Raw genomic sequence first — 15,876 nt, 5'->3', positions numbered from 1 at the left:
GCGCCACCCGCCCGCGAAGGAGTCCGCCATGCCGCTGCTGCCCGGTGCCGAACCGTACCGCCACCAGGGCGGACCGGTCGGGGTGCTGCTCTGCCACGGCTTCACCGGGTCGCCGCAGTCCATGCGGCCGTGGGCCGAGGAACTGGCGGCGGCCGGGTTCACCGTCTCGCTGCCGTTGCTGCCGGGGCACGGCACCCGTTGGCAGGACATGCAGGTCACCCGGTGGGAGGACTGGTACGCGGAGGTCGAGCGCGAGTTGCTGGCCCTCGCCGAGGAGTGCGAGCAGGTCTTCGTCTGCGCGCTGTCGATGGGCGGCGCCCTCGCGCTGCGGCTGGCCGCGCTGCACGGCCCGACGGTGTCCGGGCTGGTGCTGGTCAACCCGTCGGTGCGCTCCGACAACCCCGCGGGGGTGCTGCTCCCGGTGCTCCGGCACCTCGTCCCGAGCATCGCGGGAGTCGCGAACGACATCCACAAGCCGGGCGCCCGGGAGCTCGGTTACGACCGGACGCCGCTGCACGCCGCCTGGTCGCTCGGCCGGCTGTGGCAGGAGGTCCAGCGGCGGCTGCCCGAGGTGACCCAGCCCGTGCTGCTCTTCCACAGCCCGCAGGACCACGTCGTCTCGCCGGCCAACTCCGAACTGGTGCTGGCCCGGATATCCTCGACCGACGTGACGGAGCGGCTGTGCCAACGCAGCTTCCACGTCGCGACGCTGGACCACGACGCGGCGGAAATATTCGCGGCGAGCCAGGACTTCATCCGACGGCTGGCTCCCGCGCAAGCGGCGGGGGCGGACTTGGCCGAATCCGACGATCACCATGGCTGAAGGGCCGGAAGTGCACGAGAGCAGCACGGCGGGCAGCGGGGACGAGAAGCCCCGCGAGGACGGCGCGCGGACGGACGGAGCGCCGACGGACGCCACCGACCGGGGGGACGCCGGCATCGCGGGGAACCCGACCGTCCCGGGCGACGCCACCGTCCACGGGGACGGCACCGTCCAGGGCGGCCCGGCCGCGGCAGGTGCGGCGGCCGACGGCACCGCGCCGACCGTACCGGCCGAGGAGACCGCCGACGCGGACGCCGCCGCGCCCGTGGAACCGCGCCCGCGCCGCCGCGCCCCCGAGCGCAGCCAGGCCGAACAGGACGCGATCTTCGCCGCCCTGGTCGCCCAGTTCGACGACCCGGTCGACCTCACCAACCCCAACTGGCCGGAGGTCGAGAACCTCCGGGCACAGAACGAGCTCAAGGGCGGCTTCAAGGACGGCGCCGGCCCCCGGGCCGGCCAGGGCGACCCGGACGACCTCTCCGACCTCGCCCCGCAGCCCCGCTCCCGCTCCGGCCGTCCCGTGCTCCCGGCCGCCGGCCCGGGCCCGCGCGACTTCGAACTGGCCGAGGACACCGACGAGGGCCACTACGTCCCGCCGGAGCCCCCGCCGCTGCCGCCCGCCGACGTGACCGCCAAGTTCGCCTGGCTGGCGGTGCTCGGCGGCCCGGCCCTGCTGCTGATCGACGCGGTGGTGTGGCGGGAGATCTCCGGGTGGCCCGCCTGGGTCGGCGTCACCGCCTTCCTCGGCGGCTTCGTCACCCTGGTCGCCCGGATGAAGGACCGCGACGAGGACGAACCGGAGGACCCGGACCACGGCGCGGTGGTCTGAGCTACCGCTTCTCGGGCAGTTCGACGACCGCCAGCACCGGCAGGTGGTCGGTCGCGGCCCGCAGGTCGGCCTCGGTGACGCCGGGCAGGCCGTGCGGTACGCCGCAACCGAGGACGGTGGTCCCGGGCGTGGCGAAGACGGCGTCGATCCGCTGGTAGGGGTTCTCGGGGACGGACGTGAACTCGCCGCCCCAGGGCGCCGTCGGGTACCCGTCCCACATCCGGGAGGCCAGCAGCCGCCAGCCGGGCCCGTCCGGGTGCTCGTTGAAGTCCCCTGCCACGACGCCCTGTTCGGCGATCGCGAGCTGGTCGAGCAGCAGCTCGAACTGCCCGTGGCGCTCCTCGGCGTCCAGGCTGAGGTGGCAGCTGGTGACGGTGAACGGCGCGGCGCCGGGCACCCGCAGCAGCGCGGTGGCGAAGCCGCGCGCGTGCAGGCCGCGGGTCTTGGGCAGCAGCCGGTCGTACCGGCCGAGCACCTCCACCGCGCCGGGTCGGCCGAGCAGCAGCGGCCCCGCGGCGGTGCGGCCGCCCCCGGACAGCACCACCGTCCCGGTGCTCCGGGCCAACCAGGCGGCCCGGCCCTCGGGGCGCCAGTAGCGCGGCGCCTCCTGGACGCAGACCAGGTCGGGCGCACAGGCCCGGATCACCCGCACCAGCGCCCGCCGGTCGTCGCGCAACGAGCGGATGTTGTAGCTGAGCAGGCGCAGCCGGCGCGGGCCGCCCGGCGGCGGAGCGATGGGCGCGGTGGTCATCTCACGGTCCTCCCCTGTGCGGTGTCACTGGGAAGGACCGTAGTGCGACGGCGGCGGCGCGTCCGGGATTGGTCGGGGCCCGGTCGCACCACCGCCGGCGGGTCTCACACCTCTCCCGGGCCACAGGACCGGGGGAGGTGACACTCAGGTGCGGGCGAGGTCCGCCGCGCCGACGATGCCGGCCGCGGAGCCCATCGAGGCGAGCACGACCTCGGCGCGCGGACGGTGCACCCCGCCGGTCAGGTAGTGCTCGAAGGCCTTGGCGACCGGGTCGAGCAGCAGTCGGCCGGAGTCGGAGACGCCACCGCCGAGGACGAAGACGCCCGGGTCGAACAGCGCGGCGAGGTCGGCCATGCCGCGGCCCAGCCAGTCGGACAGCTCGGCGTAGCACTCCAGGGCGAGCGGGTCGCCGTCCTCGGCCGCCTCGGTGATGTGGATGCCGCGGATGGTCTCGGCGACGCCGTCGTTGAGCTCCAGCATCCGCCGGCCGCGGACCGGGTCGGCCGCGGCCCTCTCCCGGCCGTAGCGGCGCAGCGCGCGCCCGGAGCCGTACTGCTCCCAGCAGCCCTTGCCGCCGCAGCCGCACTGCAGGCCGTCCGGGACCATGTTGAGGTGGCCGATCTCGCCGGCCACGCCGAATCGGCCGCGGTGCAGCCGCCCGTCGAGGACGATGCCGCCGCCGATGCCGGTGCCGACGGTGATCAGCACCATGTCCTGGTGGTCGGCGGCCGCGCCGAAGCGGAACTCGGCCCAGGCGGCGCAGTTGGCGTCGTTCTCGACCACGGTGGACAGGCCGGTGAGCTCTTCGATCCGGCCGCGCAGCGGCTCGTTCTCCCAGTCGATGTTGGGCGCGAAGATCACCGTGGAGCGGTTGCTGTCGACGAAGCCGGGGGCGCCGACGCCGACCGCGGTGACGTCGGGGTGCTGCTCCTTGAGTTCGCGCACGGCCTGCGCGATGGCGTCGACCGCCCACTGGGGGTCGGCCGGGGTGGGGACCCGGGTCCGCGCCAGGATCGCACCCGCATCGTCGACCACGCCTGCCGCGATCTTGGTCCCGCCGACATCGACGCCGATGGTCAGAGCCATGTGTCCCTCAGCTATTCACTCGTTCCCGCTGGACGGAACGGTACCGCCCAACCCTGCCCCCGTACACAGCCTCGCATACATTAACCGAAGACAATTCTGGGAAAACCGGTCCGTGACGCTTCAAAAGTCTTATCTAATCTCCTCCTTCGTGACGTAGGAGAACAGGGCGATCACCCTCCGAAGGTTACGGATTCACTGCTTGGCGGACTCGCCGTCAGCGCCGTCCGCCGCTGCGGCGTCCTCCGCCCGGCCGGGCTCGTCGAGGTCGATCTTCTCCACCGGCGCCCCGTCCCCCGCGGTCCAGCGCTGCTCGTGCCCGGCCACCGCCGCCCGGTACGCGGCCAGCAGCTCGGCGCCCGCCGCGGCCAGCCCGGAGCCGGCCGCGGCGAGGTGGGAGTAGACCTCCGGCTGCTGGGTGCGCAGGCGGTCGGCCAGCCCGGAGAGGGCGATCAGGGTGGTTGCGCTGGTCTCCTGCGCCTTCTCGCCGACGACGGTGGCGAACCGGCGCACCTCGTCGACCAGCGGGCCCAGCTCCGGCCCGAACGGGTGGGACGGCCCGCTCCCCTGCTCCGCGTCGGGCTCGGTACGGTCGTCGGTGCTGGTCATCGCGGGCGCCTCCTCAGCCGTGGCCGCACCCCGCGGCCCTCCGGCCCGACGCTACCCGACCGGCCGCACGCCCCGAAAAGACCGGAGAGCCCGTCAGCCCTGCGGCCAGAGCGAAGGATCGGGCGCGAACCGCACCGACAGCACGCCCTCGTGCAGCCCCGCCCCGGCGACGGTGCAGCGGCGCAGCGCGGCGGGCAGCGGCAGCACCCGGCGGTGGGCGCCGAGGCCCACCACCAGGTCGTCGCCCCGGCGGACCAGGTCCAGTCCGGCGCGGTCGGCGCCGGGCAGGTCGAGGTGCCAGACCAGCAGGCCGTCCTCGTCGAGCCGGTCCTCGACCGGCCAGGGCTGCGGGTCCAGCCGCTCGGGGCCGGGCCCGTCCCCGTACAGGCGGTCGGCGACGGCCTCCAGGGTGCCCTCGGCCAGGCCGGTGACCAGCACCGGGGCGTCGGTCTCGGCGATGAGCCGGTCCAGCTCCTCCTGGCGGCGGCGGGCCAGCGCGGACAGCCAGGCGTCGGGCGAGGCGAGGGCGGCCGGCGGCAGCGCGCCGTGCACGACGACGGCGTCCGGCCGGTGCCCGTACAGCGCCAGCCCGGCCCGGATGCGGCGCAGTTCCCCGTACGGGTGGCCGTCGGCCGGCACGACCAGGCGCACGCTGGTGCCCGGGCCGCTGATCGCGGCGCAGGACTCGGCGAGCACCGCGGCGGCCTTGGTGCGGCCTTCGTACAGCCACTCGGCGGGCATCGGGACGCCCGCCAGCCCGGCCAGCAGCGGGCGCAGCGCACGGGCGGCCTGCCGCTGCTCGGGGACCACCCGGTCCAGGTAGCGGGCCAGTTGCTCGGGCAGGGCGAGGGTGGCGATCAGCTCGGCGGGCGGCGGGGCGAGCACCACCAGGACGTCCTGGTCGGCGGCGGGCAGGGCGCGCAGCAGGGCCAGCCGGGCGATGCCGGGGAGGGCGGTCAGCTCCTCGGGGTCGAGCTGCTCGGCGCCGAGCAGGTCGAGAGCGGGCTTGAGCCGGCCGGTGAGCTCGCCGACGGCGTAGCGGAAGGCGGCCTGCTCGTCGATCCGGGAGACCGTCAGGCCCTGCGCGTAGCGGAGCGGTTCGGGTTCCAGCCGAGTGCCGAGGACGGCGTCCAGGGTGCGGTGCGGGTCGTCGGCGGCCAGCAGCCAGGTGCGGTGGCCGCTCCGGGCGGCGTGCAGGGCGGTGGCGGCGGCCACGGTGGGCGCGCCCGCGTCACCGCTGACCAGGATGGTGCGCGTCGCCGTCATGCCGTCAGCCCCCGTCCTCGGTTCCCGTCAGCCCTCGACGCGCTTCTTCAGGCCGTCCAGGGCGCGGTCGATGATGACCTTCTCGGCCTTGCGCTTGATCATGCCGAGCATCGGGATCTTGACGTCCACGGCGAGCTGGTAGGTGACCTCGGTGCGGCCGCCGGCCAGCGGGGCGAGGCTGTAGGAGCCGTCCAGCGAGCGGAGCATCTGGCTGCGGACGAGGGTCCAGCGGACCTCGCGGTCGCCGTCCCAGGTGTAGGAGAGGGTGTGCTCGTCGCGGATGGCGCCGGCGTCCAGCAGCAGTCGGACCTCGGCGGCGCGGCCGTCCTCGGCGGTCTCCAGGACCTCGATCTCCTTGACCTCGCCGGTCCAGGCCGGGTAGGCGGCGAAGTCGGCGATCACGGCCATGACCTCGGCCGGGGTCGCGTCGATGGTGATGCTCGACCTGGTGTGCTCCGCCATGGAATGACCCTCCGTGTCGTCCCTCTGCCTGCCGGTCCGGTCGAGGCGCGCTCGACCCGGTCCGCCCGGAGCAGGCTATCGCGACCGGCGATCGGCTCGGCCGCGCGGGCACCGGCCGCGGACGGTGCGGGCCGGGCGGCGGGGCACGCTACCGGCCGGTCACCGGTGGGCTGCCGTAGGGTGCCAGTCGAACGACCCGGTCACGGCCTGGTCCGACCCGGCCGGGTGTGACACTTCGAACACCGGGGCCGACCCCCCTGGTCGAAGCTGCCTACCGGGCAGTAACGTCCTGCCGTCCCGCAGCGTCGCGAACGAGGAGCAGTCTTGCTCGACTTCAGCCTTCCGGCCCTCTACCAGGTACCGAGCGGCGGTAACCTCTCCGACCCTGTGCACCGGAACGCCGAGGAGCACCCGGACGTCGCGGTGCTCAGCCGGAAGGTGGACGGCCGCTGGCAGGAGTTGACCTCGGTCCAGTTCCTCGCCGAGGTGCACGCCGCCGCGAAGGGCCTGATCGCCGCGGGCATCGGGCCCGGCGACCGGGTGGGCATCATGTCCCGCACCCGCTACGAGTGGACGCTGCTGGACTTCGCGATCTGGACGGCCGGCGCGATCACCGTGCCGGTGTACGAGACCTCCTCCTCCGAGCAGGTCGAGTGGATCCTCGGGGACTCGGGCGCCGTCGCCGTGCTGACCGAGACCGACCAGCACGTCAAGGTGGTCGCCGAGGTCCGCGACCGGCTGCCGGGGCTGAAGCACACCTGGCAGATCGAGGGCGGCGCGCTCGCCGCGCTGACCGAGGCCGGCCGGGACGTCCCTGACGCGACGGTGCAGGAGCGCCGCTCGATCGCCGGGCCCGACGACATCGCCACGATCGTCTACACCTCGGGCACCACCGGCCGCCCGAAGGGCTGTCAGCTGACCCACGGCAACTTCCTCGCCGAGTGCGGCAACGTGGTCGAGCGCCTGGCCCCGCTGTTCCGCACCGGCGACAGCTCCGTCCTGCTCTTCCTGCCGCTGGCCCACGTGCTCGGCCGGATCGCCGAGATCGCCCCGGCGATGGCGCCGATCAAGCTGGGCCACGTCTCCGACATCAAGGACGTCACCGCCGAGCTGGCCGCCTTCAAGCCGAGCCTGATCCTGGGCGTGCCGAGAGTGTTCGAGAAGGTCTACAACACCGCCCGGGCCAAGGCCCAGGCCGACGGCAAGGGCAAGATCTTCGACAAGGCCGCCGAGACCGCGATCGCCTACAGCCGGGCGCTGGACGCCGGCGGCGCGGGCCTGGTCCTGCGGCTCAAGCACGCGGTGTTCGACAAGCTGGTCTACAGCAAGCTGCGCGCCGCCCTCGGCGGCCGGGCCACCCACGCGATCTCCGGCGGCGCCCCGCTCGGCGAGCGGCTCGGCCACTTCTACCGCGGCATCGGCTTCACCGTGCTGGAGGGCTACGGCCTGACCGAGACCTGCGCGGCCACCGCCTTCAACCCGTGGGACAAGCCGAAGATCGGTACGGTCGGCCAGCCGGTCCCCGGCGCCTCCGTCCGGATCGCCGAGGACGGCGAGGTCTACTTCAAGGGCCCGCACGTCTTCACCGGCTACTGGAACAACCCGCAGGCCACCGCGGACACCCTCAAGGACGGCTGGATGGCCACCGGCGACCTCGGCTCGCTGGACTCCGAGGGCTACCTGACCATCACCGGCCGCAAGAAGGAGATCATCGTCACCGCCGGCGGCAAGAACGTCGCCCCGGCCGTGATCGAGGACCGGATCCGCGCCCACGCCCTGGTCGGCGAGGTCATGGTGGTCGGCGACCGCAAGCCCTTCATCGCCTGCCTGATCACCGTCGACCCGGACTTCTTCCCGAAGTGGAAGGAGCTCAACGGCAAGCCCGCCGCCGCCACCGTCGCCGAGCTCGCCGACGACCCCGACCTGCTGGCCGCCCTGCAGACCGCGGTGGACGACGGCAACGCGGCCGTCTCCCACGCCGAGGCGGTCAAGAAGTTCCGCCTGCTGGACACCGAGTTCTCGGAGGAGAGCGGCCACCTGACGCCCTCGCTCAAGCTCAAGCGCAACGTCGTGCTCAAGGACTACGCCGCCGAGATCGAGGCGCTCTACCGGAAGTAGCCTTGAGGCGCGGACGGGCCCGTGCACCCCTCCCGGGAGGGGTGCACGGGCCCGTCCGCGTCTCAGCCCGCCAGCAGCGAGGTCAGCCGCCCGGCCAGCAGGTCCCAGCGCCAGGAGCGCTCCACCCAGCGCCGCCCGGCCTCGCCCATCCGCCGCCGCAGCTCCTCGTCCCCCAGCAGCCGGACGATCCGCTCCGCGGCCGCCTCGGCCGAGCCGCCCGGCACCACGTACCCGGTCTCGCCCTCCAGCACCGCGTCCGGGGCCCCGCCGGAGTCCCCCGCGACCACCGGCAGGCCGGTCGCCGAGGCCTCCAGGTAGACGATCCCCAGGCCCTCCACGTCCAGCCCGCCGCGCCTGGTCCGGCAGGGCATCGCGAAGACGTCCCCGGCCCCGTAGTGGGCGGGCAGCTCCTCCCAGGGCACCGAGCCGGTGAACCGCACCGAGGCCCGTACGCCCCTGGCGTCCGCCAGCTTCTCCAGGTCCGGCCGGTACGGTCCGCCGCCGACGATCAGCAGCACCGCGTCCGGCACGTCCGCCAGGATCTGCGGCATCGCCTCGATCAGGGTGTCCTGACCCTTGCGCGGCACCAGCCGGGAGACGCAGACCACCACCGGCCGGTCCGCCAGCCCCAGCCGCCGCCGCACCTCGGCGCCCCCCGAAGCCGGGTGGAAGGTCGACTCGTCCACGCCCGGCGGCAGCTGCACCATCCGGCCCGCGGCCCGCGGCCCGACCGCGGCGGCGATCCGGGAGCGGGTGTACTCGCCCAGGTACGTCAGCACGTCGGTGCCCGCGCCGATCCTGCGCAGCAGCTGCCTGGAGCCCGGCAGCTGGGCCCAGGCGGCCTCGTGCCCGTGCGTCATGCCGAGCAGCCGCCCGGCCCCGGCCCGGCGCAGCGCGGGCGCCATCAGGCCGAGCGGGGCGGCGGCGCCGAACCAGACCGATTCGCACTTCTCCGCCCGCAGGATCTCGGCGGCCCGGCGGGTGACCCGAGGTGTGGGAACCATCACCTTCGTACGGTCCCGGATCACCGGGAACGGCTGCTCGGCGTCGAAGCGCCGCACCTCGGTGCCGTCCCGCCAGGTCGAGGCGTACACCACGACGCTCCCGGCGGGCTGACGGACGGCCATGTTGTGCACGAAGGCCTGGATGCCTCCCGGGCGGGGCGGGAAGTCATTGGTGACGATCAAGGTTCTGTGCATCAGGCCACGGCTCGCTCGGTCGGGGGGTGCTCGGTGTACCGCTGGGTGATCCGTACGATAGGTCAACACCATGACCCGCCGGGAACGGAACCGCACGCGGCAACCGTTTGACCCCCGGGTCAGTCCTAGTACGTGGGTCCGGAGACCGGCCCCAGGGTCGCGGATGCGGCAGCCCGGGCGTCCGTCGGTACGACGCCTCAGGTGAGGACGTCGAGACGAACGAGGGAGCGCAGTGGAGTTGGCCCCGGCCACCGAGTCCGGTACTTCGCGCGGCCGCCTCGGCCGCCCGCTCGGGGCGCTCGCCGCCCTCGGGGCGACCTGGGTGGCCACCCGCACCGTGCTGGTGCTGCTGATGACCGGCGTGCTGAAGTCGCCCGGCGGCGACGTCACGGCCGACGTCTGGATGATCTACCACGCCTGGTACGGCGTGCTGCAGACCGGCACCTTCCCGTTCGACGACGTGACCTGGCAGTACCCGCCCGGCGCCGCCCTGGTGATCCTGCTGCCGGGACTGCTGCCCTGGTCGTACCTGACCTCGTTCTGGGTGATCTGCGGCATCGCCGACGCCGCCGCGGCCGCGCTGCTGATCCGCACCGGCCTGCGCAGGGGCCGGGCGCTGACCGGCGCCTGGATGTGGGTGGTCGGCGTACCGCTGCTCGGCCCGATGATCTACAACCGCTTCGACCTCCTGGTCACCGCGCTCGCCCTGGCCGGCCTGCTCGCGCTGATCCGCCGCCCGGCGATCGGCGGGCTGTTGCTGGGCCTGGGCGGCATCGTGAAGGTCTGGCCGCTGCTCGGCCTGATCGGCACCCCGTCCGGCCGCCGCACCCGCCGGTCCTGGACGCTGGCCGCGGCCACCGCCGTCTCGGTGGGGTTCCTGCTCGCGGCCGGGATGAACGGCGCCTTCGGCTTCCTGGCCTTCCAGAAGGACCGCGGCATCGAGGTCGAGTCGGTCGGCGCCCTGCCGCTGCACCTCGCCCGGATCGCCGGGGGCTGGAACGGCAAGGTCACCATGAACTACGGCTCCCCCGAGATGCTCGGGCCGTGGGTCGGCGTGATCAGCAAGGTGATGATGGCCGGCACCGTGCTGGGCTTCCTGTGGCTGCTGCTGTGGCGCTTCACCGCCCGCCGCCGCAACGCGGCCACCATGTACGACGCGGCGCTGTGCGCCCTGCTGATCTTCGTGGTGACCAGCCGGGTGATCAGCCCGCAGTACCTGGTCTGGCTGATCGGCGTGGCGGCGGTCTGCCTGACCGTGCGCGGCACCAGCCAGCGGCCGGTGGCGCTGCTGATCCTGCTCGCCTGCCCGCTCACCCTGCTCGAGTTCCCGACCATGTTCACCCAGGTCCTGAACAGCGAGCCGCTGGCGATCACCGTGCTGGGCCTGCGCAACCTGCTGCTGCTGACCGCCACCGTGCTCTCCGCCGTCCGGCTCTGGCGCTCCACCCGCGCCGCGGCGCCCCTGCCGCCCACCGTGGTGCTGTCCGAGCCCGCCGCGCTGCCGCCCGCCTCGTCCTACCCGGTCCGCCCGGGCATCGCCTACGAGCAGGACCTGCTGGACGGCATCGACCACCCGGCCGGCCGTTAGGCCGTGTCTCACAATTCCCGCCGCGCGCCGATCCGACGCGAATTGTGAGACACGCCCTAGTGTTCTGAGTCAGGAATTCGCTTCAGATATCCGGCTAGGCGGTTGAGGATCTCGTCGGCGGTCTTGGTCCAGACGTAGGGCTTCGGGTCGGTGTTCCAGGTGGCGATCCAGTCACGGATATCGGCTTCGAGGGCCTGGACGGACTTGTGGACGCCTCGCCGTATCTGCTTGTTCGTCAGTTCGGCGAACCAGCGCTCGACCAGGTTGAGCCATGACGAGCCGGTCGGGGTGAAGTGCAGGTGGAAGCGAGGGTGGGAGACCAGCCAGGTCTTGATCGCCGGCGTCTTGTGGGTGGCGTAGTTGTCCAGCACGAGGTGAACATCCAGCCCCTCGGGGACCTCCTTGTCCAGCCGGAGCAGGAACTTCTTGAACTCCTCGGCCCGGTGGCGGCGGTGAAGCGAGCCGATGACCTTGCCGGTGGCGACCTCGAGTGCGGCGAACAGGGTGGTGGTGCCGTGGCGGACGTAATCGGCGGTCATCCGCTGCGGCACGCCCGGCATCATCGGCAGCACCGGCTGGGACCGGTCGAGCGCCTGAATCTGGGATTTCTCGTCCACGCAGAACACCAGGGCACGCTCGGGCGGGTCGAGGTAGAGGCCGACCACGTCATGGACCTTGTCCACGAAGTACGGGTCGGTGGACAGCTTGAAGGTCTCAGCGCGATGCGGCTGCAGTCCGAACGCGCGCCAGACCCGTGACACGGTGGACTGGGACAGACCGGTCTCCCTGGCCATCGACCGGGTCGACCAGTGCGTAGCGTCCTTCGGGGTGCGCTCCAGGGTCTTGGCGACCAGCTCGGCCACCTGCTCGTCGGTCACCGTGCGGGGACCTCCCGGCCTGGGCATGTCGCCCAGACCGGCGATCCGGTGCTCGACGAACCTGGCCCGCCACCGGCCGACCGCATGCGGCGTCGATCCCAGCCGCTCCGCGACGTCCTTGTTGGACGCGCCGCTCGCGCACTCCAGGATGATCCGGCACCGCAAAGCCCAGGCCTGCGGCGTCGACCGGCGACGCACCCACCCCTCCAGGGCAGCCCGCTCATCCTCCGACAACACCAACTCGACCTTCGGCCGACCCGTCCGCGCCACAGCCCCAGTCTATATTTATGAATGAAATTCCAGACTCAGGACACTAGCCCCTGAGGGCCTGCACCTCGGCCAGCCAGAGCGCGGTGAACTCCGTCAGGCCGACGCCCAGTTCGCCGCGCAGCAGCCGGTCGGTGCGGCGGTCCCGGTCCTCGCCCTGCCCGTCGGCCGCGCCGACCGCCCGGTAGAAGGCGACCAGCCGGTCCGTCCCGTACCGGCCGGCGATCAGGGCGCAGGCGAGCCAGGCCTGCTCGTACGCCTGGGCGATGCCGGTGGCACCGGCGGCGAAGTCCCCGTCGGCGGGCAGGGCGGTGGGCAGCCTCCCGGCGACGACGTCCCGGGTGAGTTCAGGGGCGATCTGCTGCGGACGGCGGCCGGACTCTCGGTAGGCGGTCCAGTCGGCGACGCCCTCGGAGAGCCACAGCGGGGTCCAGGCCCGGGTGTCGGCCCGGGTCGCGACATGGGTGGCCTCGTGGGTGACCACCACCTGCCGGCCGAAGTCGCTGAGCCGCCCGAACGCCTCGGGGTTGATCACCACCCGGTCCGCCGGGGTGTGCCAGGGCGCGCCGGGGGCGGCCACGGTGACCGCCGCCATGCCCGTCCAGCTCGCCGGGTCGGCCTCCAGCAGCCGGGCGAACTGCGCTTCGGTGGCGGGCAGTTCGAGCAGAAGCCGACCGGGCCAGCCGCTGCCCCAGACCGCGCTGACGGCCGGTACCGCCTGGTCCCCGACGGTGACCAGGCCGGCCGGGTCGGGCCCTCCGGCCAGGCCGAGCACCAGGCACCGGGCGCCGGGGGCGGTCCGGGCGGGGCCGAGGTCCCACAGCGCCGGAGGCCCGTCCGTGCCCTCCTCGTGCTCGACCCGCCAGCCGTCCCGGTCCCGGACCAGCTCGATCCGGCGCGGGTACACCACCGGGTACTCGTCGTACCCGGCGATCCGCACCGCCAGTTCGACGGACGCGGTCAGCCGCTCCGGTCCGTCGGCCGTCGGCGCTCCCCGGCCGGGCGACAGCACCAGGTTGCGGTACGCCGCCTCGGCCCCGGTGAGCCCGGACCGGACGGGCAGCGAGCGCGCCCGCGCCGCCAGCAGCCCGGCCACCTCGGCGTGCCGGTCGGCCGCCCGCTCGTCCGGCAACGCCGCCGGGGCGGCCGGGGGCAGCGAGAGCTGGGCCAGCCCGCCGGCCGCCAGCAGCAGCGCACCGCGCCGGGACAGCACGCGACCGGCCGCGTCTATCGGGTGTGGGTCGGGCGGGCCGGAAGGCGTCGCGCTCAGAGCCGGACCACCCCCGAGACCGGCATCGAGTTGACGCTCTCGTACCGGACCCTGGCGCCCGGGTACGGGGCGTGCACCATCACCCCGCCGCCGGCGTACATCCCGACGTGGTGCATGTCCCGGTAGAAGATCACCAGGTCTCCCGGCCGTGCTTCGGAGAGGCTGATCCGCTGCCCGGCGTACGCCTGGGCCTGCGAGGTCCGCGGCAGGGACACTCCGGCCTGCCGCCAGCTGTAGTACATCAGACCGGAACAGTCGAAGGCACGCGGTCCGGTGGATCCGTAGACGTAGGGCGAGCCGATCATCCGCACCGCGGCGGCCAGCGCGGCCGCCCCGCGCTCGGAGGCGGGCGGGGCGGTGCCGAGGTCCAGCCGGTCGGTGCCGCGGGTGGCGCGCTGCTCGGCCTCCCGGGCGTCCTGGGCGGCCATCCTGGACCGCTCGGCGGCACCCAGGCCGTTCAGCAGCTTCTGCGCCTCGGCCAGCCGCTGCTGGATCTGCTGCTTGTTCTCGGCCAGCGAGCGGCGGGTCTGGTCCAGTTCGGCGAGCTTGGCCGCGGTCTCGGCGCGGCGCTGGTCGAGCCGGCGCTGACGGGTGACCAGCTCGTGCAGCGTCTCCTGCTGCCGCTCGGCGGCCTGGCCGAGGGTGCGGGCGCGGGCGAGGTAGGCCCCGGGGTCGGTGGAGAGCATCAGCTGGGCGGTCTGGGTCATTCCGCCGGCCCGGTACTCGGCCCCGGCCACCGTGGCCAGGTCACCGCGCAGCTGGTTGAGCTGGTCCTGGGCGGTGGCGACCTCACCCTGCAGGCTCGCGGTCTCGTTCAGGAGCCGCTTCTGCGCCTCCTGCGCGGCGTTGTACTTCTCCGACGCCTGCTCGGCCTCGTCGTAGAGCTGCTCGACCTGCGCCTTGACGTCCTTGTGGTCGGGCTTGTCCGGCGCCCCGGGGGCGGCCTGGGCGCTGCCGGCGGTCGCCACGCCCAGGACCGTGGTGGCGGCCGCGGTCAGTACCAGCGCACGGGCGAGCAGTGGGGAACGGCGGTGCACGGGCATGGCGGCAGCGGCTCCAGTCCTGCGGCGCGGTCCCGCGGCCGCACCCCGGTGGGCGGCCGTCGAGCGGGAGTCCGGTGGCAGACGTTAGCGAGTCCGGGCAAGCGAGTCCAAACCCCTCCGGACCAGAATATTTGACCCCTATTCGGACACCAGACCGGGCCGCCGGAAAAGCCGCAGGCCCGGCCCCCCGTGGTGGAGGACCGGGCCTTGAGGACCTGGCGGGGATCAGACCCGCACGATGGAAGCCAGCGGCATGTTGGAGACGGCCTCGTAGCGGACCGAGGCGCCCGGCTTGGGCGCGTGCAGCACCTGGCCGTTGCCCGCGTAGATGCCGACGTGGTGGGCGTCGCTGTAGAAGATCAGCAGGTCGCCGGGCTGGGCCTGGGAGAGGTCGGTGCCGATCCGGGTGCCGGCGCCGGCCTGCTCCTGCGAGGTGCGCGGCAGCGACACGTTGGCCTGGTTGAACGCCCAGACCATCAGGCCGGAGCAGTCGAAGGAGCTGGGGCCGGTGGCGCCCCAGACGTACGGGCTGCCGACCTTGGAGGCGGCGGCGGCCAACGCGGCCGCACCGTGCGAGCTGCCCGGGGCGATCTTGACCGGCGCGGACGAGGAGCCCGAGCCGAGGTCGGAGCGGCCGCTGTCGCGCGAGGCGCGGTCGGAGGAGCCCGACTGGGAGGCCTGCGCGGCGGCGTCCGCCTTGGCCTTGGCGTCGGCGGCGGCCTTCTCCTCGGCCGCCTTGATCGCCTGGCGCTCCTGCTCGGTCAGCGTGTTGAGCAGGTCCTGGGCGGCCTTCAGCTTGTTCTGGACGTCCTCCTTGGACGCCTTCAGCTGCGTGGTCGTGGACTCCAGCTCGGCGAGCTTGCCCTGCGCCTCGGTACGGTCCTGGTCCAGCTTGCGCTGCTGCTCCTGGAGCTGCTTCAGCTGGTTCTTCTGGGTGTCACCGGCCTGGTTCAGCGCCCCGGCCTGGTTGAGGAAGTTGTCCGGGCTGGAGGAGAACATCAGCTGGACGGTCGGGGATATGCCGCCGTTGCGGTACTGCTCGCTCGCGATCTCGGCGAGGCCACCCTGCAGGTCGGTCACCTGCGCCTGCTGACGGGCCACCTGGTCCTGCAGACCGGAGACCTGCTTCTCCAGCTCCTGCTGCTTCTCCTGCGCCGCGTTGTACTTCTCGGTCGCCTGCTCGGCCTGCTCGTTGAGCTGGTCGACCTGCTCCTTGACCTGCTCCTTGGTCGGCTGCGGGTCGGCGTGCGCGCCGGTCTGCGCGGAGAGGGCGACGGCTGCGGCGGCGAAACCGGTCAGGATCGAGACGCGAGCGCGGCCGGCGGGCTTGGGACGACGATGGGACGCCACGAAGGCGGACTCCTTCTTCCTACCTCCGCCTACCGGGTGAGCTGACGGGTTCGGGCCGGAAGCATGCCCTACGACGCCTCACGGCCTCACCAACGGCCGACCTGGCGCCGATTCACCCCGGAGGAACGTGGTTCCCCGGCTCCGCTCCGCAGCGCCCCCGACCACTGGGCTCCCCTGTCGGGCAGTCGCTTCGACCTGCCCCGCTGTTTCGCGAACTCGACGGAAACCACCGCCGCCACCCAGGCTGGGTGATCGACAGTGCGGTGGTTCGGGGCACGACCCTAGTAACTGAACCGTGATCCGTTCAAATCCTTGTCAGAAAAAAGACGGAATATTACCC

General features: G+C 73.3%; 14 protein-coding genes and 1 riboswitch. Of the genes, 4 read left to right on the top strand and 10 right to left on the bottom strand.

Annotated elements, in window-relative coordinates; genetic code table 11:
- Positions 1 to 28 precede the first annotated feature (28 nt).
- Both BOQ63_RS31415 and BOQ63_RS31410 read left to right on the top strand, forming a co-directional pair.
- Positions 29 to 823 (top strand): alpha/beta hydrolase, encoded by a 795-nt coding sequence (locus tag BOQ63_RS31415; RefSeq protein WP_030282821.1) that lies wholly within the window; start codon positions 29 to 31, stop codon positions 821 to 823.
- Positions 824 to 833: 10 nt separating this feature from the next.
- The gene (locus BOQ63_RS31410; RefSeq protein ID WP_050366821.1) at positions 834 to 1,652 is read left to right on the top strand and encodes a hypothetical protein; all 819 of its coding nucleotides are present in this window, start codon (positions 834 to 836) and stop codon (positions 1,650 to 1,652) included.
- 1 nt (position 1,653) lies between these two features.
- Here BOQ63_RS31410 and BOQ63_RS31405 read toward each other — a convergent pair whose 3' ends face one another.
- The 5 genes from BOQ63_RS31405 to BOQ63_RS31385 form a co-directional block, all read right to left on the bottom strand.
- Positions 1,654 to 2,403, bottom strand: a complete 750-nt coding sequence (locus BOQ63_RS31405; protein ID WP_072655331.1) for an endonuclease/exonuclease/phosphatase family protein — start codon at positions 2,401 to 2,403, stop codon at positions 1,654 to 1,656.
- A gap of 144 nt (positions 2,404 to 2,547) precedes the next feature.
- Complete coding sequence (locus tag BOQ63_RS31400) at positions 2,548 to 3,489, bottom strand: ROK family glucokinase (RefSeq protein ID WP_030282815.1); 942 nt, start codon at positions 3,487 to 3,489, stop codon at positions 2,548 to 2,550.
- Between the two features lie 192 nt (positions 3,490 to 3,681).
- Entirely contained in the window at positions 3,682 to 4,095 is a 414-nt protein-coding gene (locus BOQ63_RS31395; RefSeq protein WP_072655330.1) for a DUF5304 family protein, read from the bottom strand.
- A 93-nt stretch (positions 4,096 to 4,188) separates the two neighbouring features.
- A complete protein-coding gene (locus tag BOQ63_RS31390) occupies positions 4,189 to 5,361 on the bottom strand; it encodes an ArsA family ATPase (RefSeq protein ID WP_072655328.1) in 1,173 nt (390 codons plus the stop codon).
- Between the two features lie 27 nt (positions 5,362 to 5,388).
- Positions 5,389 to 5,823 carry an SRPBCC family protein gene (locus tag BOQ63_RS31385; RefSeq protein WP_030282809.1) on the bottom strand — a complete coding sequence of 145 codons (435 nt, stop codon included), beginning with the start codon at positions 5,821 to 5,823 and terminating at the stop codon, positions 5,389 to 5,391.
- A gap of 324 nt (positions 5,824 to 6,147) precedes the next feature.
- Here BOQ63_RS31385 and BOQ63_RS31380 point away from each other — a divergent pair, with 324 nt between their 5' ends.
- The gene (locus tag BOQ63_RS31380; RefSeq protein WP_072655327.1) at positions 6,148 to 7,941 is read left to right on the top strand and encodes an AMP-dependent synthetase/ligase; all 1,794 of its coding nucleotides are present in this window, start codon (positions 6,148 to 6,150) and stop codon (positions 7,939 to 7,941) included.
- A 62-nt stretch (positions 7,942 to 8,003) separates the two neighbouring features.
- On the opposite strand, the gene BOQ63_RS31375 is transcribed toward BOQ63_RS31380, so the two are convergent.
- Entirely contained in the window at positions 8,004 to 9,140 is a 1,137-nt protein-coding gene (locus BOQ63_RS31375) for a glycosyltransferase family 4 protein (RefSeq protein ID WP_072655325.1), read from the bottom strand.
- Between the two features lie 232 nt (positions 9,141 to 9,372).
- On the opposite strand from BOQ63_RS31375, the gene BOQ63_RS31370 reads away from it, so the two are divergent.
- Complete coding sequence (locus BOQ63_RS31370; protein WP_050366819.1) at positions 9,373 to 10,728, top strand: glycosyltransferase 87 family protein; 1,356 nt, start codon at positions 9,373 to 9,375, stop codon at positions 10,726 to 10,728.
- Between the two features lie 56 nt (positions 10,729 to 10,784).
- Here BOQ63_RS31370 and BOQ63_RS31365 read toward each other — a convergent pair whose 3' ends face one another.
- The 4 genes from BOQ63_RS31365 to BOQ63_RS31350 all read right to left on the bottom strand — a co-directional run bounded on the left by BOQ63_RS31365 (position 10,785) and on the right by BOQ63_RS31350 (position 15,536).
- Positions 10,785 to 11,876: an IS630 family transposase gene (locus tag BOQ63_RS31365; protein WP_030291294.1), complete on the bottom strand. Its 1,092-nt coding sequence runs from the start codon at positions 11,874 to 11,876 to the stop codon at positions 10,785 to 10,787.
- A gap of 43 nt (positions 11,877 to 11,919) precedes the next feature.
- On the bottom strand, positions 11,920 to 13,086 hold the full coding sequence (locus tag BOQ63_RS31360; protein ID WP_150476190.1) for a hypothetical protein: 1,167 nt from the start codon (positions 13,084 to 13,086) through the stop codon (positions 11,920 to 11,922).
- Between the two features lie 53 nt (positions 13,087 to 13,139).
- Positions 13,140 to 14,186 carry a C40 family peptidase gene (locus BOQ63_RS31355; protein WP_072655323.1) on the bottom strand — a complete coding sequence of 349 codons (1,047 nt, stop codon included), beginning with the start codon at positions 14,184 to 14,186 and terminating at the stop codon, positions 13,140 to 13,142.
- A 225-nt stretch (positions 14,187 to 14,411) separates the two neighbouring features.
- Positions 14,412 to 15,536 (bottom strand): NlpC/P60 family protein, encoded by a 1,125-nt coding sequence (locus BOQ63_RS31350; RefSeq protein WP_030282796.1) that lies wholly within the window; start codon positions 15,534 to 15,536, stop codon positions 14,412 to 14,414.
- Between the two features lie 10 nt (positions 15,537 to 15,546).
- Positions 15,547 to 15,700: riboswitch (cyclic di-AMP (ydaO/yuaA leader) on the bottom strand.
- Positions 15,701 to 15,876: the final 176 nt, after the last annotated feature.

Origin of the sequence: Streptomyces viridifaciens (genome assembly GCF_001888885.2) — a bacterium.
Classification (GTDB): domain Bacteria; phylum Actinomycetota; class Actinomycetes; order Streptomycetales; family Streptomycetaceae; genus Kitasatospora; species Kitasatospora aureofaciens.
Note: the sequence above shows the minus strand (reverse complement) of the source record. Positions and strands in the feature narration are given on the sequence as shown.

Coding starts and splice junctions, on each gene's coding strand:
- BOQ63_RS31400 (WP_030282815.1), bottom strand. CDS start 3,489: ATGGCTCTGACCATCGGCGTCGATGTCGGCGGGACCAAGATCGCGGCA.
- BOQ63_RS31355 (WP_072655323.1), bottom strand. CDS start 14,186: ATGCCCGTGCACCGCCGTTCCCCACTGCTCGCCCGTGCGCTGGTACTG.
- BOQ63_RS31390 (WP_072655328.1), bottom strand. CDS start 5,361: ATGACGGCGACGCGCACCATCCTGGTCAGCGGTGACGCGGGCGCGCCC.
- BOQ63_RS31395 (WP_072655330.1), bottom strand. CDS start 4,095: ATGACCAGCACCGACGACCGTACCGAGCCCGACGCGGAGCAGGGGAGC.
- BOQ63_RS31385 (WP_030282809.1), bottom strand. CDS start 5,823: ATGGCGGAGCACACCAGGTCGAGCATCACCATCGACGCGACCCCGGCC.
- BOQ63_RS31375 (WP_072655325.1), bottom strand. CDS start 9,140: ATGCACAGAACCTTGATCGTCACCAATGACTTCCCGCCCCGCCCGGGA.
- BOQ63_RS31405 (WP_072655331.1), bottom strand. CDS start 2,403: ATGACCACCGCGCCCATCGCTCCGCCGCCGGGCGGCCCGCGCCGGCTG.
- BOQ63_RS31415 (WP_030282821.1), top strand. CDS start 29: ATGCCGCTGCTGCCCGGTGCCGAACCGTACCGCCACCAGGGCGGACCG.